Here is a 19,342-nt window from a genome sequence, read left to right as displayed (position 1 = left end):
TAAATTATCATCGTCTTTAAGCGTTATGCCTGTTTCTTCTTCAACACTAATAGATTTTTCTGCCCCCCCCCTATGTCGTTTTTGCTAACTGCTGTATAACGTTTAGCGTTCGTGAATACTTTAGGTGCAAGCATGCGCGAGATCTCATCACTTGCTATTGTTTCGTTATAGAAAATCTCACTTCGTTTTTGATCATCTTTATCTTGACCGCCTTCCAATACGCAATCCTTGTAAGGAAAGTCGAGCACAATATCGTTTGTTTGCGAGATGAAACTGCCGTTATGAGTCAGTCCAATTTTGTTCGTGTAAGCCGTGTAAGAGTCAGGCAAGAATTCCTTTGATTCCATGAACCAAGCAAACTTTTGCTTATCAAAAACGAGCGTACCTTGAACGTCTTTGAAGAAGGTTTCTTTCACGTCTTCGTTTGAGAGTAGAAGTGTCAGCAAATCCTCATTCATTGCCATAACATCACTATAAACAACAGCTTTAAGAAGCTTACCATCTTCGGCTTTGTATTTATCGTTTGTAAGCAAAAGCTCTGCTACTGTGCCAAAAATGTTTTTCATCACTTCACCTCTTCGTTTTTACCTGTTTTACTTCGCAAATGTCTTTGATGTCGCATTCCAAGTATTGACAGATGCGTAGTAGTGTCTCTGTATTAACATTCTCGTCTTCGTTAATCCTAATTATTATCATAAACTTTATTATTGTCGTAAAGGAGTGGGGAATTATGGAAATTAGAGAGTACAAAAATTTTTGTCTTGATGAGATTGTTAATTTTTACAAGAGTGTTGGATGGACTAATTATTTAGAGCGTACTGATGTTCTTGAACGTGCGTATGCAGGTTCACTTTGTGTGCTCGGCGCAACGATTGATGATCAATTGGTGGGAATTATTAGAGCTGTCGGTGATGGACATACGATCGTTTTTGTGCAAGATATCATCGTATTGCCAAAATATCAGAGAAAAGGTATTGGTACAAAGTTGCTAAAGACGCTTATGGAAAAATACAAAGATGTATATCAGTTGGAACTGCTAACGGATAATACAGAAAAAACGAAAGCGTTCTATCGTTCCGTTGGATTTACCGCTTCAGATGAGATTGAATGTGTAGCTTTTATCAGAATGTAACATGTGCTTATCGGAATGTAGCGTTTACACGAGTGTGACGTTGTGTATTTAGAGTGTGACGTGCATGCATCATAGTGTGATGTGAATTTATCATAGTGTGATGTGAATTTATCATAGTGTGATGTGAATTTATAAAAGTAAAGTGTAGCGTAGTTCTTATTGGAATGTAATGTGCGTTTGTGCGAGTGTTATACCTAGAGTGCGTTAATGAACAGCGCTACGTCAAGAATAACACTGGTATTTGTGATAAAAGTTTATTCTATTTTGTCTTGCGACTTCGCATAAAAATAATCTTTGTGAATAGGTTTGACTATACTAATTTGCTTAATAGCATGAAATCAAGTTCAATAGCATGAAATAAAGTTCAATAGTGTAAATCAAGGATTAGGGGAGAGTTGGTTGCTGTGAAGTCAATTTTTAGCAAAAATAATATTTTTATTCGTATGAGATCTATTAGTCCTGCATTGCGATGGGCGCTTATTGGCTTCTGTTTTTCTATGCTTGGCAATCAAGCGTATGAGGGTTCGGTTTTGCCTTCTATTATTATTGTTGGCTTGCCGGCTTGGGTGATTGGTTTTCGTAAGACTTTTATGACGGTTGCCGATTTTCTTTCTCCATGTTCTGGTTGGATTGTCGATAAGCTTGGCGGTTTTCGCGCTCTTGCTATGACTGAAGGCGTAGAAGGCGTGCTTAGTTTACTTCCGCTTTTTATGCTTGGCTCTCATACTGCGTGGAAGTGGTCGCTTGTAGCTCTTTCTTGCGCATTGTTGATTACTGGTCAAGTGATTGATATTGCTAGCGAAGTTTTCGAGGTTGATGCTGCTGGCGGTGATGACAGCATGATTGTAAACTACAGTGGCATTGTGAGCGTTTTGGCGAGTATTACAGGAACATTGCTCGGTTCTCCGCTTGGATCGTGGATTGCAAGCTGGCACATTTCTGCGGTTTTGATTTTCTCGTCCGTGACTTCTTTTGCGGCTTGTGCTACGCGATTTATTATGAAACAAGATATCTCGCAAGCATCTTGCGAAGTAGATGAGGTGTCTAACGAAAGAGTGGTAGAGTCGCCAGAATCGCAAGATTCGCAAGAAAAGCAAGAAAATCAAGAAAATCAAGAAAAGCAGACGGAGCTGGAAAATATCTCAGATTCCAGATCTGCATCTGAGCAATCTGCATCTAACCAATCTACTATTAAGAAATCTGCGAACCCATCGCTCAAGAGTAAAATCATGCTTCTTTTGGGATCTCTCTTGGTTGCTTTTATTCCTGCATGCTCTGTTTCTTATATTCTTCTCGGTATTGGTAAGCAATATACTTCTAACTCTTTGACGATATTGTATATTTTCACTGGTGTAGGAAGCGTACTTGCGTCCGTTTTGTATGCGCATTCGTCTCAAAAACTCGGCTTAAGAAAAGTTGCGATTTTAGGTATTGTTGTGAGCTTAGCTGCTTATTGCCTTATGTTTATTAATCTTTTGCCAATGATGTGCTTTGCGTTCTTACTTCAAGCGATTGGCGGAATGCTACTAGTAGAGCCGATTATTGTTGCGCGTCAGATTCTGTTTAAAGGAAGTACTCTCGCTAAGTTTTCTGGTTGGGCGCGACTCGCGTTTGCGATTGGTGCTACTAGCGGATCTTGGATTGGATTTGCATTCTCGTCTACGTTCCAATGGCAGTTTTTGCCTATACTCGCGCTGATTTTCACAGCAGGATTGCTTGTTGTTTTGCCACAGTTACCAAACACTAGTTACGCTACAGACTAATGGTGTTGTGTAGATTTTGACGTAAATTCAAACGTGATTGTAACGTTGATTTCACAATATTTTGGAGTGTTATTGTAAATGAATTTAACAGATGTTCAAATAAAAGAGTACGAAAAATATAATAGCAAAGATATTTTAAGGCTGTATGACTCTGTTGGTTGGTCTGCATATAAGATGATTTAGTTGCTTTTAGTGCCATTATATTAGAAAAGAAGTAGCAAAATAGTAGAAGTAGCAAAAAGTAGAAGTAGCAAAATAGTAGAAGTGCAATCTATGCTTTAATCGAGCATTAGGCTTTAGGAAAGTGGTAGGTTGTGTTTGCAGGAATGCTGCGGTTTATCCACGCGTTTGCTGCGATTATACTTCCGCTGCCAATTGTAGTTTCTCCACCTAAAATCGTAGCATTTGCATAAATTACAACGTTATCGCCGATATTTGGGTGTCGCTTTCCGCCTTTTATAGGATTTCCATCCTCATCTAGCGCAAAGCTTTTCGCACCAAGTGTTACTCCTTGGTAAAGCTTAACATGATCGCCGATTTTAGTTGTTTCGCCAATTACAATGCCAGTGCCGTGATCAATGCAAAAATATGCACCAATTTTTGCGCCCGGATGAATGTCAATTCCGGTTTTTCTGTGTGCATATTCGCTCATAAGTCTAGGAATTAGCGGTACGTTAAGTTCGTAGAGTGCGTGAGCTGTGCGGTGAATAAGCATTGCATAAAAACCAGGATATGCGAGCGTTACTTCTACTTTACTTGTGCAAGCAGGATCTCCTTCGTATATTGCTTGAATATCTGTTAAAAGTAGCTTTTTAATTGCAGGAAGAGTATTTATAAATTGATCGCAAATTTCTCGAATTTTATTTGTGTTGCTTGTGTAGCATTGAAGTTCGTGGAATATAATGCGTTCTATAGTTTTTAACGCGTTTGAAGTAACTGTATTCAAAGTATCGTTAGTGTTCAAACTAGCGTTGAGTTGCGTAGTTTCGTTGCTTAAATTGCGCACATGCAACTCAGGCAAAAGTAGAGCCTGAGTCGCATGTATGAGTGCAATAATATTTCGGTAATTAGGTATGAATGTAGCTTGCCTTATGTCTGAATCGTGAATTGAGTTTAGTTGATTTATAAGGTCAAGGCGATCACTCATACATTTCTCCCGTTATTTTTTGTTTTTGTTGCTTTCGTTATTTTGTCGTTTCTTTATTTTCTTATTTTATAGTTTTGATTATTATCTAATAATGTTATTTATTATCCATTTATTATCCATATATTATTTAATCAAAACTTGCGTATTTAAAGTAGACTCCTAAATGTAGTTAGTCTTCAAATAATGCAGTAGACAAGTATCTATCTCCTGAATCTGGGAGTATTGCAACGATGGTTTTTCCCGTGTTTTCTTCTCTTTTTGCTTCTTGAATCGCTGTCCAAACTGCAGCTCCGGAAGAAATACCTACTAGAACGCCTTCTTTTTTACTTATAAGCTTACCGCTTTCAATTGCGTCTTCATCGGTTACATGAGCAATACGATCGTAAATATTTTGGTTGAGCACATCTGGCACGAATCCTGCGCCAATTCCTTGAATCTTGTGCGCTCCTGGCTTTCCGCCTTCAAGCACAGGGGAGTTGGCTGGTTCTACTGCGATCACTTCCAGATGCGGATTTTGTTCCTTTAAATATGTTCCTGTACCGGTGATTGTGCCGCCTGTTCCAACTCCAGCAATCAGAATATCCACGTTTCCGTCAGTGTCTTGCCAAATTTCTGGACCTGTTGTGTTGTAATGCGCGTGCACATTTGCTTGATTGGTAAACTGTCCTGGAGCCCACGCGTTTGGCGTATTCTCAACGATTTCCTTCGCTTTGGCAATCGCGCCTTTCATTCCATCTTTAGCAGGAGTTAGCACGAGCTCGGCTCCGTATGCTTTCATAAGTTTTCGGCGTTCAATAGACATGCTTTCTGGCATAACAATAATACTTTTGTATCCTTTTGTTTGCGCAATCATTGAAAGACCAATACCAGTGTTTCCAGAAGTTGGCTCAACAATTATAGAGCCCGGTTTAAGCGTACCTTCTTCTTCCGCTTCTTCAATCATCTGCTTTGCAATGCGGTCTTTTACAGAGCCTGCTGGGTTGAAGTATTCGAGTTTTACAAGGATTTTTGCTGATAGATTGTACTCTTTTTCAATGTGTGTAAGCTCCAGAAGTGGAGTGTTTCCTACGAGTTCTTGTACGGACTTGTAGATATTAGACATAATATTTCCCCTTACTTGTTTGTTATTTGTTTTGTTTATGTTTTGTTTTTAATTTTTAAAAAACAATTTTTATTAATAAAGCTGCTACTGTTTTTATTAGTTGTTTCTAAAATGCCATTTATTCGTTTAAATTTATTCGTTTTAATATTTAACGCGTATTAAATTGTTATCTTTTTAACGTTTTATATTCGATTTTTGGGAAATAACCCGAAATAACCCGATTTTTGGCATAAAAAAAGAAACAGCGCGCTGTTTCTTGAATCGTAATTTGCTGTGTTTTAACGTAAATGCTTTTTAACACAGGCTAGATGATGCATACTTAGTGCTTGCAAACATCATTCCGATTAAGAAATGCGCAACAGCATACGTTACAACAACAATTTGTCATCATATTTGTATGATACATGTGCACTCCTTTTACTTCTCGAAATGGTGATAAGTGAAGACTATAGCGAATGTATTTGTGTTTGTCAAATTTGATTTGTGTCTGCTAGTTCTTGATGTGTATTCCTTTTCTGAGCTAGTGTCTGATTCTGTCTGTTTTGGGACACTAGTGCAGTTGGTGCTCGCGCTGATTGCGCGCTCGCTTACGAAACTCGCGTTTGAAGTCCACTGGACTTCCAACTTAAGCGAGTTTCCGCTCCGAGTTGCCTTCGTGCGCGCTTTGACTGAGTCTGAAATTATTGGAATTTCAGGCTCCTTCAAAGCGTGATTTGGCTTAATTGTGAAGCACGGTGTGCTTCACATGCCAAATCAGCCGAACGGCTATGCCGTGAGGATATGCGCTCAGGCAGGTCGTCGCGCTGCGTGAGTGTTTCTGTTTGGCGATAGTAGCCAATCGCCCGCGAATTTGCATTGATCTGCTACTTTGTGATTTGGTTAAATGTGGTTTGGCTATTTGCACTTTACGATTTGCTTGCGTATTTGATACGTTTATGCTGATATAATGTATTAAATCAGCGTAAACGTGTCATTAAGTAGGTGGGCAAATGTTAAAAGATCGATTGCGCAATTACATAGAGAAAAAGAAAGTTTTAAGCATTGATAGTGCCATCAAAGAACTTGGAATTAGCCCGTCTAGTGTTTATCGATTTATTAAAGATGAAAACTTAGAACGCGTATCAAAAGGTGTTTACGTTAAGAGCAATTTGTGGAATGATGAAATGAATTTATTGTCAAAGCGCACATCTGTTGCTGTTTTTTCACATGAATCTGCCCTTCTTCTACATAATTTGACTGATAGAGAACCTTCTTCTTTAACAGTGACTGTTCCGTCAACTTATAATGCAAGTAGTCTAATTAATACTGGCGTTAGGGTGTTTTATATAAAACCAAATTATTTAGGGATTGGTAAGACGAATCTTATGTCGCTTGAAGGTAATCTTGTACCTTCTTATGATTTAGAGCGCACAATTTGCGATATTTTGCGTTCTCGTTCTCAAATAGATGCACAGGTGGTATTTGGTGCGTTAAAAGCTTATGTTAAAAGAAAGGATAAGCGACTTGATATACTGAGTCATTACGCTAAAAAATTTAGGATTTCAAAGTTGATTTCACAATATTTGGAGGTGTTACTATGAGGATGAAGGATGCTAATCAGCTTAAAGCAAAAATAAAGAATGTTGCGCTCCAAAAGGGTGTAGATCCTCGCGTGCTAATGCGCGTATATATGATGGAGCGTTTTTTAGATCGTGTTTCTCGCTCGCGCTATAAAGACAATTTTGTTCTAAAAGGTGGAATGCTGATTTCTTATCTTGTTGGCGTAAATCTTCGTACAACAATGGATATTGATACAACTATGCAAAATATTTCTCTTAGTGAAGATGATGTGCGTATTTTTATATCAGATGTAATATCTATTAATATTGATGACGGTGTTAAATTTACGCTGCAAACACTTGATTCTATTATGCAAGAATCTGACTATCCAGGGGTTCGAGCTGGCCTAATTGCAGATTTTGATGGTACAAAAACTCCTGTTAAAATCGATATTTCAACTGGGCATGCTATTACTCCATCTGCTATGGAAGCAGAATTGCCTTTAATGTTTTCAGAATCTATCTCTTTGTTGACTTATCCAATTGCAACGATTTTAGCGGAAAAGTTGCAAACAATTCTTGTGAGGGAAGAATTTAACACTAGAATGCGAGATTTTTATGATTTGCATGCTCTTAGAGTGTCTCAAGGAGATAATGCCTTTAAGAAAGAAGAGATTGCTAAAGCTTTTTGCGCTACTTCTCAAACGAGAGATACCCTTTATTTACTGAGTAAAGTGAATGAAATTTTCGATAGGATTAAAGATAGTGAAGTGTTGAGAATAAAGTGGAAGGATTATCAAAGAAAAGCACCTTGGGCTAAAAGTCTTTTGTGGGAAGAAATAATGCAAGATATGAATTTCTTTTTGATGTTCTTTCATAATGAGATTGTAGATTAAGTTTTTTATTATTTGAATAACTTGTCTAAATCATTGGGAGACGTGCGCCAGTAGCCAATCGTTGTAAATTTGCAGCGATTGAATACTTTGGGTTTGGCTTATTTAGCGATTTTTTCAGTATCTTCTCTATTTTGAAGTTCTAATTGATTATATACCCAATTCGGCATAGCATTATCCTTTCACTAATATTTTGAAATAGTATGCTTTTTGAATTTCAAGCATATAATCTCAAAATACCTCCCGCGGCGGCAAGACGGCGGTGTTCATTTGTATGGGAAAAAATATAGGAGCAAGAACTTTTTACAGCTCAAGCTCCTATATCTTATAGGTTAGTTATCGAATCCACCCTGAACGGTTCCCCTACGGTGTCCCGGAAGGTTAGCATCTGGGATGTATGGCGGGTTTTGAGATTCACCGATAACTTCGTAGGTGAACGTATGGGTACGCATATTGATGATGTAATATCCATAGAGATTATGATAGCAAGCGTTGATACCAGCTTCTAGCAATTTACGCTCATATGGGCTGAACAAATCAATAACGAATTGACGCGTCTTAAAACGATCATATGTCACCGTATGTGTTTCCGCGTTGATAGTACGATATTTGAACGGATCAGCTATAATATCATGACCGTACCATTCGTTTTCCACGCTGTATGGGAATCTGGTTCCTATGATCATCCTTCCAGTCTTAAACACATCGTTCTGTGGCTGAGGAGCTGGTGGAACAGGATGTGGAGCAGGTGGGACCGGTGTTGGAGGCACTGGTCGTGGTGCTGGTGGAACTGGATGTGGTGCAGGTGGCACAGGGGTTGGATGAACCGGATGTGGCGTTGGGTGCACCGGATGTGGAGCAGGTGGAACCGGAGTTGGATGTACTGGGCGAGGTGCCGGATGTGGTGCTGGATGCACTGGATGAGGCACAGGACGAGGTACTGGGTTCACTGGCAATGGACGAGGTGTCGGATGCACTGGCTTTGGAGCCGGATGCACTGGAGTCACCGGGCGAGGTGCCGGAGCCGGATTAGTTCCATGATGAGATGGAGTACGGCGTGGGCGAGATGGAACTACAGTTGCAGGAGCATGTCCTGGGTTAGTGTTTCCAGTATGGCCCTGAGGCGTATTATTCACAGAAAATTTCTTCTCAGGAACGGCTACATTGCGGGCTGCAGCGAAGGCCTTAAGGTTCTTCGTTACAGTTTCGGTAATAGCCTTACCTGCTTCACCAGACAGAGATGCGTCACCGTTCTTTAGAGCGGCTTTCACAAAGTCTGCATAACGATTGACATAGTGTTCATCAGCAATTCGAGCGCCGAGTTTATCGCCAAAGCTGATTTCGATCTTATTGTCGTTGCTCTTATCGATGTCGATTCCACCGTCGAAGTGATCAGAATCAACTATAAGAACACTGCCATCGGACAACATGCAGTCAGACATTTCAACCTTATAGTGACCAGGCTTCATGGTGATGATATCCTGCTTGTCATTTGCGACAATGGCGTGATAGAAGTCAACGTCCTTATTATTTTCATCTTCACCGATAAAGTGCATAATCACAGGAGAGGAAGCGGAATCGAAATTAGCATCGGTTGCACCGATGAGGAATTCGACTTTATATTTGCTTAACTTTTTTACTCTTTGGTCTTCTGTTTTTGTTGCGCTGCTTTTTACACTATTCGATCCGCAAGAGCTTAGCGAGCATGCTAATCCAACTACGCTTAACGAAACAATTACGCCAGATACAATTTTTTTGAATGGTAAAGACATATTAGAGTGAATGTTTTTACCGTTACCTAAATTTTGTAACATGGTATTCCCCTGATTCATATTGTATTTTGTTGATACAAAAAAGCTTTAGCCCCCTGTATCAAAGCCGTGTATAGTATACGCTTGCTTATTGCAGCGCGTCAATATGAACGCCAACTATAAATCTGTAAAAATAAATCTGTAAAAATAAAGGCTAATATTTGCGATTATTCCGCTTAAAATAGTCTTTCACAAATTCTTCAACAGATAAGAATGTATCTTCATAACCCAACTTTTCGCACAGTTTTACAACATCTGGCTTATCGAGTTGTGCACTAGAAAGTATGTCATCTCGCATAAAAGCTTCGCGCGCGCTTCCGTCAAAAATAATCTGACCATTTGAAAGCACAACAACGCGTTTGAATACTCGAGATACAAAATCCATATCGTGTAGAACTGCTATCACGATTTTCCCTTGGCAAACTAATCTTTTAATAATTGATTCAATGCAACGTTTTCCATTATCATCCTGAGCAATAGTAGGCTCATCTAAAATAACTACCTGCGTATCCATTGCTAAAATTGATGCAATAGAGATCATTTTTCTTTCGCAAAGACTCAAATCGTAAGGATTTACTTCGCTTTTATCTAAAAGTCCTACAAGTTTTAAACTTTCTTGTGCTTGGAGTAATGCTTGACTCTTATCAATTCCAATTTTTAAAAGTCCAAACATTACTTCACGTATAACAGATGATTCAAAAATCTGGTCATCTGGATTTTGGAATACGAAACCAATATTTTTAGCAAGAGAAGGAACGCTACGTTTTGAAATATCTTCACCATTTAATAAGACACTTCCAGATTTTGGCGTAAGAAGTCCTCTAAGTATTTTAAGCAAAGTTGTTTTTCCAGTGCCATTCTGACCTATAATTGCACATGCTCCATGTGTAAAAGACAAATTTAGATTATTGAATATTTGCGTTTTTGGAGCATAAGAATAAGATACGTTTCGTATTTCAATAGTAGGAGTCATTATAAGCGATTCCCTTCGTGTGAGCTTAAAATGCGTGACGTTTGCTCAAGAGTTATCGGGTATAAACCATTATTGTCTTTTTTGACAAGTTTTTTGCAAATTTGAGTATAAATAGGAGGATTTACTCCATGTTCTTCTAAATCTTCGCGAGAAAATATTTTCTGCGGAGTGTCAAAATCAATGAGTTTTCCTTTGTCTAAAAGCATTACGCGATCGCTGTATTGCGCGATTTTTCCCATTTTATGCTCAACCATAATAATAGTTTGACCGTGATTTTTTAAGGATTCTACTACTTTAAAAACTTCTTCAGAACCTTTAGGGTCAAGCTGTGAAGTAGGCTCGTCTAAAATTATTATTTCTGGTTGCATAACTAAAATGCCTGCAATAGACATTCGTTGCATTTGACCGCCAGATAAATCGTATGGAGAGCAATCTCTAAGATGTGAGATGTTAAGCATTTTCATAATTTTTTCTACGCGATTTTGCATCTCGTTTTGCTCAATTCCAATGTTTTCAAGTCCGAAAGCGATTTCCTCGTACACAGTAAGTTTTGATCCTGTAATTTGATTAAAAGGATTTTGGAAAACTAGCCCAACTTTTTTGCAAAGATTGTCTATTGGAGTAGTTTTCACATTAAGACCGTCTACTTCAACCTTGCCACCGTATGCACCATGATAAAGATTAGGAACAAGACCTAAAATAGCTTGCGATAACGTTGATTTTCCAGCTCCATTAGCGCCTATTATTCCAATAAATTCGCCTTTATTGATATCGCAAGAAATGTCATCTAGTGCAAGAGTTTTACTATAAGGATAGCGATATTTTAAGTGCTCTATATGAATAGCTGCCATGCTATATATCCTAAATTATGAAGTAGTGCATAAAGAATAGCTGCGATTATCACAATGCAACAAACGCATAAAAATAGCGTATTGTATTTATTTGGCTTAAATGGTTTTATGAATGTTCTTTGTCTGTTGCATGAAAATCCGCGAACTTCTAAAGCTATAGTTCTTTCTTTAGAGCTCATAAACGAAGACATTATTATTGGTGATATTAAAGGCAAGAAAGCTTTGAAGCGCGTTATAAGAGAACCTTTTGTTTGCAATCCTCTACTTCTTTGCGCGTCAACTATAGTCGAAGTTTGTTGTGTTATTTGAGGAATAATTTGAAATAGTGAAACGAAAACATAACCAATTTTAGGTGGAAAACCTGCTTGTATCATTTCTTGCATCATGTCTGAAGGTTTAGTCGTTAGTGTTAGAACGCAAAACGCGAACGAAATATTTAATATATTGAGCACAATTTTCATTGCGAATTCGAAACCTTCTTTGCGGGCAATCAAAGGTCCTAGTTTGAATAAAATCGTATAGTTTCCTGATCTGAAGAAAGTTTGAACTATAAAAATAGTTATAATAATAAATCCAGTAACTTGTATTACGATTTTTATTTTTGCTAGAACCTTTGATGTTGCAAGTAATATTAAGCTCAAAATAATGAAGAAAATGAAAGAAGTATATCCTCCAATCAAACTTGGCGTACTTATTGCGCATATTATGTATGCAAGTTTGGTTTTTGCATATAGTCCATTTAGAAATGAATGCTTATCTTCAAATAGGCTGATGCTTTTCATTTTATCTCGTCTTATTGAGCTTATATTAAAGATTGAGGTTTATGTGCTTTATGCTTAAACATTTATTTATAAACTACTTAAACATTTATTGATAAACGTTTAAGCATAATTCGATTATTTTTTATTTAATATTTCTTGTTTTTATTCATCAAGATTTTCATCATTAGATTGATAAATAGATATTAAACTTTTAGGTAGAACTTTATAAATTCCGGCTGCTACGAACAAAACAACAATCTTGTCTGGTATATCTATAACAAGCTCATCTACGAATGATGCAAAGAATCCTTTTGAACCCATTGCTGCAAAAATAGCGTCACCCCAAACATTTCCGGTAGTTCCGCCCCAATAAATCATGTTTAGAGGCGTAGAAATGATTACGGATATAGCTGCAACAATAAGACTTGTTATAAGAATGCGGTGCCATTTGTTCATATATTGCAATCTTGCAGCAATTCCAACGCTTACTCCAATTGCAGCAGCAGTGATTCCATAAACTGTAGAAATTGGATCAGCTGTTAAACCGTAAATAATGTGAGTTAAAAGTCCAGTGATTCCGCCTACGATTGGTCCTGCTAAGCATGCTGAAATGCAAGTGCCTAATGATCCAAGCCAAAGAGGTAGTTTTAACATGCTAGCGAATAGTTTTGCAACATAGTTTATTCCAATAGCTGCAGGAATTAGCACGAGTGAAGCAGTAGTTAATTTTATGCTCCAAATATTTTTTGAAGGATTAAACATTTAGAGTCTCCTATCAAAATATGAATAAATTCAAGTTCATTATACGCTTTGCTAAATGTTATTAAAGTACTTGAAAAATAATGTGTTATAAATTGTAATCTTGTTTATTTTTTGTTATTTTAACTGATTCTTTATTATTTGTTTTGTATTAAATTTTTACGGAAAATAATCACAGCTATATCACTTCTCTAGCAAAATCAAAGTGGTTATTATTCAATTATTTCAAATTCAACTATCAAAAATTCTAGTATTCCAAATAATGATTATTTATGATAAAAAAATATAAGAGCCTTTTATATTTTATAAAAATTTTGTTATAAAAATGTTGCAATTATAAAAGGGAGATGACGATGAATGTAAAGCATAGTAGCGTATTTACAAATCCAGAAGTTTTAAACAAACTAGCGCAAATAGAACAATCTACCCAGATGCAAGGGAAATTAAATGAGTTAAAAGAAGGTGTAAAAAGTAATTCTTTTGAGCCTGCTCGCTTAATTCCGTTTATACCGTTAATAATTGTTTTAATTGTAGTATATAAGTATTTCCCCAATATTGATTACTCTCGTTATAAATATTACCTACTCATAATGGTTGCTTTTGTATTTTGTTTAGTAGGTAAGTTTTTCGAGAAGAAAAAGGTTGATGTAGATTCTTTATATTCAAATAATGTTTTAACGCCGATTTTGAATGCGATTCTGCCTGGAACAGTATTAAACAATTCTGAAGGAATTGATGACGATATTTTTGCTAATCTTCTACCAATATCTAGTATTTATTATTCAAGTCGCCACATAATTTTTGGCGATGAATTCAAAACTGAATTTTCAAACATGCAAGCAATGCACACTTCTATAAGTGAAAGTGGAAAAACTATTAAGAAAACGGATTTTATTGGGCAAGTTTTATTGATAAATTCAAAAACCAATATAAATGGTCATATTAGAATCGTTCCTGTTACTGGGAAGAACTTTATGGGGCAAAAACTAAATGGATACTATGGTAGAAAAATGAAAGGTGAGAGTGAAGTTCAAACAGAATCAATTGAATTTAACAATTCGTATTCAATTTTTTCTACAGACGATTTTTATACAAAACTGGTATTAGATCCAAGTTTTATAGAAGTATTGAATAATTTGCAAAAAAGAATGAGAGTTTGCATATATTTAGATAGTGAGCATATTATTGCAGCTTTTGACTCTGGTCGGTACCTATTAGGCACTCCTGGAAAATCTGGAGTAGAAAACCTATCTTTAATAAGAGAATATGCAAGATTTAGAGATGTTTTGGCTGAATATTACGAAATAATCAGACTAATTAACGAGAAATTGCAAAACTAAAGAAAACTAAAACTAAAGAAAATTAAAACTATAAAAACTAAAACTAAAGAAAACTAAAACTATAAAAACTAATAATAGAGAAACTAAGATTATAAAAAATTAAGATTATAAAAAACTAAGACAAGAGAAAGACTAAAACTAAAGGAGATATTATGGATATAAACACTTTTCTAATTGGTGTTGCAGTAGTGATTGTAGCGCTTATTGCTTGGTTTATTGGCACGTTAAATAGGCTAAGAAAATACAGGGTGATTATAGAAGAGTCGCAGAAAAATGTTGATATTGCGCTCGCTAAAAGATACGATACGATTTGCCAAATGCTCAAAGTTGCGCAGTCATTTGCAAAATACGAAAAAACAACCTTAGTAGATTTGGTTAGTTTAAGAGGGGGCTTAAGCTCTGTTGATTCTAGTTCTGTAATAAAAAATCAGAATCATGCAATAGGGAAGATTTATGCATTGGCGGAAGCTTACCCGGAATTAAAATCTTCTGAGCAGTTTTTGAATTTGCAAGAGGAAATAAACGATGAAAACGAGCAGCTTGCTGCAGCAAAAAGAATCGTAAATAGTAATATCAGCGTTCTTAATCAAAATATTGTTACTTTCCCAGTATCTCTTATTGCAGGCTTAAGCGGAATAAAGCAGATGGATTTTCTTGACGAAGATGATCTAAGCAACAAGAAGAATATAGATAGCATATTGTGTTAGATAGAATATTGTGCTAGATAATTCGTTTAATAGCTTGATTAACAATATGCAGTAGTCATTAAGTGCAAAATTGCAGCGATTGGCTACTTTGTGGTTTGGGTATTTTTGGGTTGGTCATTTGTGTCAGTGAAGAAAATTGCCGCAAATGGCAAAAATCTTCACTGGTATTTATTAGGTGCGTATCTCAATAGCAGGTGTATATCTCGCTGACAGGTGCGTATCTCAATAACTTTAACTTACAATATGTCAACCCAGTTCTGTCTAGCATGAAGTATTCTATGCACCATAACCGTTTTGTTCTCTTCGCAAATTTTATAGAATATTACATATTTTTTAACGAAACATCTTCTAAAGTTTTTGCTACTTAAGTAATTATCGTTCACAAGTCTGTACCGATACGGCATTGTTGATAGGCTTGAAACAGTGGCTTCAACATTATCGAGGAATTCGTATGCTGTAATTGGTGAGTCTAAGTTGTGTGCAATGTAATGAAGTATGTCTTGCAAATCTTTGTGATAACTTTGAGAAACGATTATTGAGTATTTTTGGTTATTTTGCGCCATTGTTGAGTTCTTCTCTTAAGTTTTGCATTGATTCTTCAAAAGATAATGTGCGATTGTTGTTAAAATCAGACTCGCTTTGAGATAGTAACCTGTACAGTTCGTATTTGTTCATGAATTTGTTGAATAAGTCAATGCTCATTACTGCTAAGTCTCCGCGACCATTTTTTGTAATGAAAACTGGCTCTTTTGTTTCGTGACAGAACGTTGATATCTCGTTGTAGTTATTGCGTAAATCTGTGCTTGACTTAATAGTTGGCATCGTGTGAGTCCTTTGAGATGATTGTTATTTTGGTTTTGAATTATCTTGTATGGTCTTGTTTTATGTGCATAAATATTAACTTAGTTTAATGTAATCTAAAGATATTATATAATTATTTCTTTATATTATTGACTTTGTAGTTTCAATGTTCGTGATTCTAGTAGCCATTAAGTGCAGATTTGCAGCGATTGGCTACTTTGTGATTTTGTGCGATAATGCGCATACTGGTATATAGGATTGAATGGTTTGTAGAATTAGTTGATTGTATGACGGAGTTGATTATATGACAGAATATGATTTGCCGATTTTAGAGTATGATTCCGATAAAAGCGCAGTTTTAATGCCAAGTCACGATAATATTGCTGTTCGTCTGCCATCTAAAGCGGTTTTTGCTTTCTTAGGTGATGAAATCGATAAGTATGCTTTAAGTAGGAAAGCTACGATTGTAGCAAATTTTGAATCTGCAACTAAAGTATATCCAATATATGTTTTGGAAGAGAAAGTAAAGAAAAGAGTAGGGGAAAGAGTAGGGGAAAGAGTAGGGGATAAAGCAGATGAGAATGCGGACGGGAAAGCAAACGAAAAAGTAAGGCAGAACGTAGGTGAGAAAACAAGCAGGGAAGTAGTAGAAGAAGTAACGCAAAAAATCTGCTTAGTGCAGGCTCCAGTTGGCGCTCCTGCTGCTGTTCAGATCTTAGACTGGTTGATTTCTTACGGTGTTAGAGAAGTCGTTAGTGCTGGTTCTTGCGGATCGCTAGTTGATTATGCGGAAAACGTTTTTCTGGTTCCGTATAAAGCTTTAAGGGATGAGGGGACTTCTTATCATTATTTGCCTCCAAGTCGTTATGTTGACGTTTCAGATCGTTCAAGGCATGCTATTTTGCAAACTTTACAGGCGCATAATTTGCCTTACCATGAAGTCAAGACGTGGACTACGGATGGATTTTTCCGTGAAACTAAGATGAAAGTTGCTAGTCGTAAGCAGGATGGATGCGCGGTTGTGGAGATGGAGTGTTCTGCTTTAGCGGCTTGTGCGCAGATGCGTGGGATTGTTTGGGGTGAGATTCTTTACACTGCAGATACTTTGCACGATGTTGAAAATTATGATGAGCGAAATTGGGGTGGGGATTCTAAAGCGTATGCTCTTGAGCTTTGTATTGAATCAGTGTTGCGCATTTGACACGTTTATGCTGATATTACATATGAAATCAGCGTAAAAGTGTTGTTTCGATACGTTTATGATGGCATTACATATTGAATCATTGTTTTAACTTAATTTGATTTTTTTTTTTAACTCTATGCTTATTATTTTTAGCAAGTATTACGTATAAGTGTGTTTAAGCATTTATAGGTGTAATTAAGCATGATAAGTATGATAATGTTACTTTCAATGTTTTGTAGCGAGTGAATAAGCAAATAGCTTATGAAAATGCTAGTTACGAAAATGCTATTAGAGAAGAGATAGTAGAAATACTAGAACTATTAAAGATAGTAAAAACATAAGAGATATATAAGGGAAGTGAGAGGTAGTGAGAATGAGCAAAACTGACAACGCGGCAAATCATAATTCACTTGCAAATCAAAATATTGCAGCTAATCAGCAATCGCCCAAGAATCAGCAATCGCCTGCGAATCAGCAATCATCCAAACTACATCCCGACGTAAAAAATTACGTAAAACTATTTTTCAAGGAAAACAAGCTTGTAGCTTTTCTTTCGATGATAGTTTTTATTGCCTTGTCTATGATTTACACTGCTATTTCTTGGATTTTGCAAATTATTTTCGACTATATGGCAGGCAAAGGATCCTTCTCTTTAACTACTATTTTGCTGCTTGTCGTTTCATTTATGCTTTCAATCTCCCTGATTTTCGCGTTGAAGCGCAGTGCGTATCCTCGCTTTCTTGAAAAAGCAATGAATCAGTATAAAGAGTCTGTTATCAAGAAGCTTTTAAAAAAGAGTTATAGTGATTTTTCGCTTGCTAATTCCGGAACGTATCTTTCTGTACTTACTAATGATTGCGAGCGTATTCAAGAAAAGTATTTGAAGAAGATTTTTGACTTTGTTCAAGACGTTCTTATGCTTGTGAGCTCTCTAGCTCTTATGATTTACTACAGTCCGCTGCTCACTGTTATTGCTCTTGTTATCTCCGTGCTTCCTATGGCGTGCTCGATTCTTACAGCTAACGGAATTGCTATTCGTGAGGAGCAGGTTTCTAAGTCGAATGAGTCTTACACGGCCCTGACGAAGGATGTTTTGAACGGCGTTTCGGTTATTAAGAGTTTTAAGGCGGAGCAGGAGGTTATTAACCGTTATCAGAATCAGTCGATGGAGCTTGAGCATACGAAGAATCTTCGCGAGAAAACGATGACTACTGTTTCTGCTCTTGGCACAATTTCAAGTCTTGGAACTCAGCTTGGTGTGCTGCTTGTTGGTGCTTGTATGGTTAACGCTCACGTTGGTGTTATTACTGCTGGCATGGTTTTAGCTTTCACTAATTTGATGAATGGAGTGCTTCAGCCTATTGCAAGTCTTCCGCAAATGCTTGGTGAGATGAAGGGCGCTAAGAAGCTTATTAGTAAGATGGCTGATTATATGAGTAATGCTAAGGAAGATTCTGGCGAAATTATTGACGATTCTATTAAAAGCGTTGTTTTGCGCGATGTTTCGTACGCTTATGACGCGGATCATAAAGTCTTGAAAAACGTGAGTCTAACTTTGCAAGCTGGAAAATCTTATGCGATAGTAGGACCTTCTGGTGCTGGTAAGAGTAGTTTGATTAATCTGCTTATGGGCTACTACAAGGATTATGAAGGTAGTGTGCAGCTGAATAATCATGAGCTTAGCAATGTGAGCAAGAGTTCGCTTTACGATAAGACTACTCTTATGCAGCAGTCTGTGTTTATGTTTGATGCTTCGATTTTAGATAATATTACGCTTTTTAAGCCATTCCAGGATGCACAAGTGGATCGCGTGATTCACTTGGCTGGTTTGGATGATTTGATTGCTGCTAAAGGCAAGGATTATCAGTGCGGCGAGAATGGTTGTCATCTTTCTGGCGGCGAAAAGCAGCGTATTGCTATTGCGCGAAGCTTGCTTAAAAAGTCCGAGATTCTGCTGGTTGATGAGGCAACGAGCGCGCTAGATAACGAGACTAGCGCGAATGTAACGCAGTCTATTTTGGATTTGCAAAGGATTCTTCGACTCGTGGTAACTCACCGCTTGGATGCTAATTCACTTAAGCAATATGATGAGATTCTTGTGATGAAAAGTGGCGAGCTTATTGAGCGTGGAAGCTTTGAGGAGCTTATGAGTCAGAAGGCGTACTTCTACTCGCTTTACACTGTGTCTATGTGAGGATGTGACACTGATTGTAGGAATGCGCTGGTTTGTGCTTGGTTTGAGCCTGGTTTGTTGGCGTGCGCTGGTTTGTTGGTGTGCGCTATGCAATTTAGCGCAAGTGATTCTGAAGCAGCGCTAGTAGCCATTAAGTGCAAATTTGCATCGATTGGCTACTTTGGTGTTTGACTGATTCTGGTTTGGCTACTTTGCAATTAGCTTATTTAGCTACCTTTTAGGTATTGCTTTTATTTTGAAGTGTTAATTGATTATATGTCTAATTTGGAATAATACTATCCTTTCATCAATATTTTGAAATAGTATGCTTTTTTGAAATTTCAAGCATATAATCTAAAAATATCCTCTTTACTGGTTTTGTTCAGTAAAGAGGATACATATCAAAGA

At 37.0% G+C, this 19,342-nt stretch carries 19 protein-coding genes and 1 pseudogene; 9 read left to right on the top strand and 11 right to left on the bottom strand.

Going from position 1 to position 19,342, the window contains the following annotated elements:
- Positions 1–23: 23 nt before the first annotated feature.
- Together HXT27_RS06430 and HXT27_RS06425 are read right to left on the bottom strand one after the other, a co-directional pair.
- Positions 24–566: a site-specific DNA-methyltransferase gene (locus HXT27_RS06430; protein WP_422113154.1), complete on the bottom strand. Its 543-nt coding sequence runs from the start codon at positions 564–566 to the stop codon at positions 24–26.
- A gap of 4 nt (positions 567–570) precedes the next feature.
- Entirely contained in the window at positions 571–696 is a 126-nt protein-coding gene (locus HXT27_RS06425) for a helix-turn-helix domain-containing protein (protein WP_103043170.1), read from the bottom strand.
- Positions 697–730: 34 nt separating this feature from the next.
- Between HXT27_RS06425 and HXT27_RS06420 the strand changes: the two genes are divergently transcribed.
- From HXT27_RS06420 to HXT27_RS06410, 3 genes and pseudogenes are all read left to right on the top strand, one after another.
- The gene (locus tag HXT27_RS06420; RefSeq protein ID WP_103043169.1) at positions 731–1,132 is read left to right on the top strand and encodes a GNAT family N-acetyltransferase; all 402 of its coding nucleotides are present in this window, start codon (positions 731–733) and stop codon (positions 1,130–1,132) included.
- Between the two features lie 404 nt (positions 1,133–1,536).
- Positions 1,537–2,895 carry an MFS transporter gene (locus HXT27_RS06415; RefSeq protein ID WP_103043294.1) on the top strand — a complete coding sequence of 453 codons (1,359 nt, stop codon included), beginning with the start codon at positions 1,537–1,539 and terminating at the stop codon, positions 2,893–2,895.
- A gap of 78 nt (positions 2,896–2,973) precedes the next feature.
- Positions 2,974–3,066 (top strand): annotated as a pseudogene (locus HXT27_RS06410) (N-acetyltransferase); the annotation flags it as partial.
- Between the two features lie 118 nt (positions 3,067–3,184).
- Here the strand turns inward: HXT27_RS06410 and epsC are convergent.
- Both epsC and cysK read right to left on the bottom strand, forming a co-directional pair.
- Positions 3,185–4,042 (bottom strand): serine O-acetyltransferase EpsC, encoded by an 858-nt coding sequence (gene epsC / locus HXT27_RS06405; protein ID WP_103043168.1) that lies wholly within the window; start codon positions 4,040–4,042, stop codon positions 3,185–3,187.
- 169 nt (positions 4,043–4,211) lie between these two features.
- A complete protein-coding gene (gene cysK / locus HXT27_RS06400) occupies positions 4,212–5,144 on the bottom strand; it encodes a cysteine synthase A (RefSeq protein ID WP_103043167.1) in 933 nt (310 codons plus the stop codon).
- A gap of 989 nt (positions 5,145–6,133) precedes the next feature.
- On the opposite strand from cysK, the gene HXT27_RS06395 reads away from it, so the two are divergent.
- Together HXT27_RS06395 and HXT27_RS06390 are read left to right on the top strand one after the other, a co-directional pair.
- A complete protein-coding gene (locus tag HXT27_RS06395) occupies positions 6,134–6,724 on the top strand; it encodes a type IV toxin-antitoxin system AbiEi family antitoxin domain-containing protein (protein ID WP_103043165.1) in 591 nt (196 codons plus the stop codon).
- Positions 6,721–7,578, top strand: coding sequence for a nucleotidyl transferase AbiEii/AbiGii toxin family protein (locus tag HXT27_RS06390; RefSeq protein WP_103043164.1), 858 nt, complete (start codon positions 6,721–6,723; stop codon positions 7,576–7,578). The genes HXT27_RS06395 and HXT27_RS06390 overlap by 4 nt, the downstream gene beginning before the upstream one ends.
- A gap of 329 nt (positions 7,579–7,907) precedes the next feature.
- Here HXT27_RS06390 and HXT27_RS06385 read toward each other — a convergent pair whose 3' ends face one another.
- From HXT27_RS06385 to HXT27_RS06365, 5 genes are all read right to left on the bottom strand, one after another.
- Positions 7,908–9,389, bottom strand: coding sequence for a hypothetical protein (locus HXT27_RS06385; protein ID WP_158245137.1), 1,482 nt, complete (start codon positions 9,387–9,389; stop codon positions 7,908–7,910).
- Between the two features lie 151 nt (positions 9,390–9,540).
- Positions 9,541–10,359, bottom strand: coding sequence for an energy-coupling factor ABC transporter ATP-binding protein (locus tag HXT27_RS06380; RefSeq protein WP_103043163.1), 819 nt, complete (start codon positions 10,357–10,359; stop codon positions 9,541–9,543).
- Positions 10,359–11,210, bottom strand: coding sequence for an energy-coupling factor ABC transporter ATP-binding protein (locus HXT27_RS06375; RefSeq protein ID WP_103043162.1), 852 nt, complete (start codon positions 11,208–11,210; stop codon positions 10,359–10,361). Before HXT27_RS06375 ends, HXT27_RS06380 begins: the two co-directional genes overlap by 1 nt.
- Positions 11,192–11,992, bottom strand: a complete 801-nt coding sequence (locus tag HXT27_RS06370) for an energy-coupling factor transporter transmembrane component T family protein (protein ID WP_103043161.1) — start codon at positions 11,990–11,992, stop codon at positions 11,192–11,194. The genes HXT27_RS06375 and HXT27_RS06370 overlap by 19 nt, the downstream gene beginning before the upstream one ends.
- Positions 11,993–12,133: 141 nt before the next feature.
- A complete protein-coding gene (locus tag HXT27_RS06365) occupies positions 12,134–12,733 on the bottom strand; it encodes an ECF transporter S component (RefSeq protein WP_075523768.1) in 600 nt (199 codons plus the stop codon).
- Positions 12,734–13,083: 350 nt separating this feature from the next.
- Here HXT27_RS06365 and HXT27_RS06360 point away from each other — a divergent pair, with 350 nt between their 5' ends.
- Both HXT27_RS06360 and HXT27_RS06355 read left to right on the top strand, forming a co-directional pair.
- Positions 13,084–14,070, top strand: coding sequence for a DUF3137 domain-containing protein (locus HXT27_RS06360; RefSeq protein ID WP_199172713.1), 987 nt, complete (start codon positions 13,084–13,086; stop codon positions 14,068–14,070).
- Between the two features lie 152 nt (positions 14,071–14,222).
- Complete coding sequence (locus tag HXT27_RS06355; RefSeq protein ID WP_103043159.1) at positions 14,223–14,777, top strand: LemA family protein; 555 nt, start codon at positions 14,223–14,225, stop codon at positions 14,775–14,777.
- A gap of 236 nt (positions 14,778–15,013) precedes the next feature.
- Here HXT27_RS06355 and HXT27_RS06350 read toward each other — a convergent pair whose 3' ends face one another.
- Positions 15,014–15,340: a type II toxin-antitoxin system RelE/ParE family toxin gene (locus HXT27_RS06350; RefSeq protein ID WP_075523771.1), complete on the bottom strand. Its 327-nt coding sequence runs from the start codon at positions 15,338–15,340 to the stop codon at positions 15,014–15,016.
- On the bottom strand, positions 15,327–15,599 hold the full coding sequence (locus HXT27_RS06345; protein ID WP_075523772.1) for a type II toxin-antitoxin system Phd/YefM family antitoxin: 273 nt from the start codon (positions 15,597–15,599) through the stop codon (positions 15,327–15,329). Before HXT27_RS06345 ends, HXT27_RS06350 begins: the two co-directional genes overlap by 14 nt.
- Before the next feature lie 283 nt (positions 15,600–15,882).
- Here HXT27_RS06345 and HXT27_RS06340 point away from each other — a divergent pair, with 283 nt between their 5' ends.
- Positions 15,883–16,779 carry a nucleoside phosphorylase gene (locus HXT27_RS06340; RefSeq protein WP_103043158.1) on the top strand — a complete coding sequence of 299 codons (897 nt, stop codon included), beginning with the start codon at positions 15,883–15,885 and terminating at the stop codon, positions 16,777–16,779.
- A gap of 355 nt (positions 16,780–17,134) precedes the next feature.
- Positions 17,135–18,955, top strand: a complete 1,821-nt coding sequence (locus tag HXT27_RS06335; protein WP_103043157.1) for an ABC transporter ATP-binding protein — start codon at positions 17,135–17,137, stop codon at positions 18,953–18,955.
- The last annotated feature ends 387 nt before the right edge of the window (positions 18,956–19,342 follow it).

This window comes from Gardnerella bivia, from assembly GCF_049262715.1.
GTDB classification, from domain to species: domain Bacteria; phylum Actinomycetota; class Actinomycetes; order Actinomycetales; family Bifidobacteriaceae; genus Bifidobacterium; species Bifidobacterium vaginale_A.
The sequence above is the reverse complement of the archived record's forward strand: the minus strand, read 5'-3'. Positions and strand labels throughout refer to the sequence as shown.

What these genes read in the sequence shown, in the direction of transcription:
- HXT27_RS06430 (WP_422113154.1), bottom strand. Translation starts at nt 566, where the DNA reads ATGAAAAACATTTTTGGCACAGTAGCAGAGCTTTTGCTTACAAACGAT.
- HXT27_RS06425 (WP_103043170.1), bottom strand. Translation starts at nt 696, where the DNA reads ATGATAATAATTAGGATTAACGAAGACGAGAATGTTAATACAGAGACA.
- HXT27_RS06420 (WP_103043169.1), top strand. Translation starts at nt 731, where the DNA reads ATGGAAATTAGAGAGTACAAAAATTTTTGTCTTGATGAGATTGTTAAT.
- epsC (WP_103043168.1), bottom strand. Translation starts at nt 4,042, where the DNA reads ATGAGTGATCGCCTTGACCTTATAAATCAACTAAACTCAATTCACGAT.
- cysK (WP_103043167.1), bottom strand. Translation starts at nt 5,144, where the DNA reads ATGTCTAATATCTACAAGTCCGTACAAGAACTCGTAGGAAACACTCCA.
- HXT27_RS06395 (WP_103043165.1), top strand. Translation starts at nt 6,134, where the DNA reads ATGTTAAAAGATCGATTGCGCAATTACATAGAGAAAAAGAAAGTTTTA.
- HXT27_RS06390 (WP_103043164.1), top strand. Translation starts at nt 6,721, where the DNA reads ATGAGGATGAAGGATGCTAATCAGCTTAAAGCAAAAATAAAGAATGTT.
- HXT27_RS06385 (WP_158245137.1), bottom strand. Translation starts at nt 9,389, where the DNA reads ATGTTACAAAATTTAGGTAACGGTAAAAACATTCACTCTAATATGTCT.
- HXT27_RS06380 (WP_103043163.1), bottom strand. Translation starts at nt 10,359, where the DNA reads ATGACTCCTACTATTGAAATACGAAACGTATCTTATTCTTATGCTCCA.
- HXT27_RS06375 (WP_103043162.1), bottom strand. Translation starts at nt 11,210, where the DNA reads ATGGCAGCTATTCATATAGAGCACTTAAAATATCGCTATCCTTATAGT.
- HXT27_RS06370 (WP_103043161.1), bottom strand. Translation starts at nt 11,992, where the DNA reads ATGAAAAGCATCAGCCTATTTGAAGATAAGCATTCATTTCTAAATGGA.
- HXT27_RS06365 (WP_075523768.1), bottom strand. Translation starts at nt 12,733, where the DNA reads ATGTTTAATCCTTCAAAAAATATTTGGAGCATAAAATTAACTACTGCT.
- HXT27_RS06360 (WP_199172713.1), top strand. Translation starts at nt 13,084, where the DNA reads ATGAATGTAAAGCATAGTAGCGTATTTACAAATCCAGAAGTTTTAAAC.
- HXT27_RS06355 (WP_103043159.1), top strand. Translation starts at nt 14,223, where the DNA reads ATGGATATAAACACTTTTCTAATTGGTGTTGCAGTAGTGATTGTAGCG.
- HXT27_RS06350 (WP_075523771.1), bottom strand. Translation starts at nt 15,340, where the DNA reads ATGGCGCAAAATAACCAAAAATACTCAATAATCGTTTCTCAAAGTTAT.
- HXT27_RS06345 (WP_075523772.1), bottom strand. Translation starts at nt 15,599, where the DNA reads ATGCCAACTATTAAGTCAAGCACAGATTTACGCAATAACTACAACGAG.
- HXT27_RS06340 (WP_103043158.1), top strand. Translation starts at nt 15,883, where the DNA reads ATGACAGAATATGATTTGCCGATTTTAGAGTATGATTCCGATAAAAGC.
- HXT27_RS06335 (WP_103043157.1), top strand. Translation starts at nt 17,135, where the DNA reads ATGAGCAAAACTGACAACGCGGCAAATCATAATTCACTTGCAAATCAA.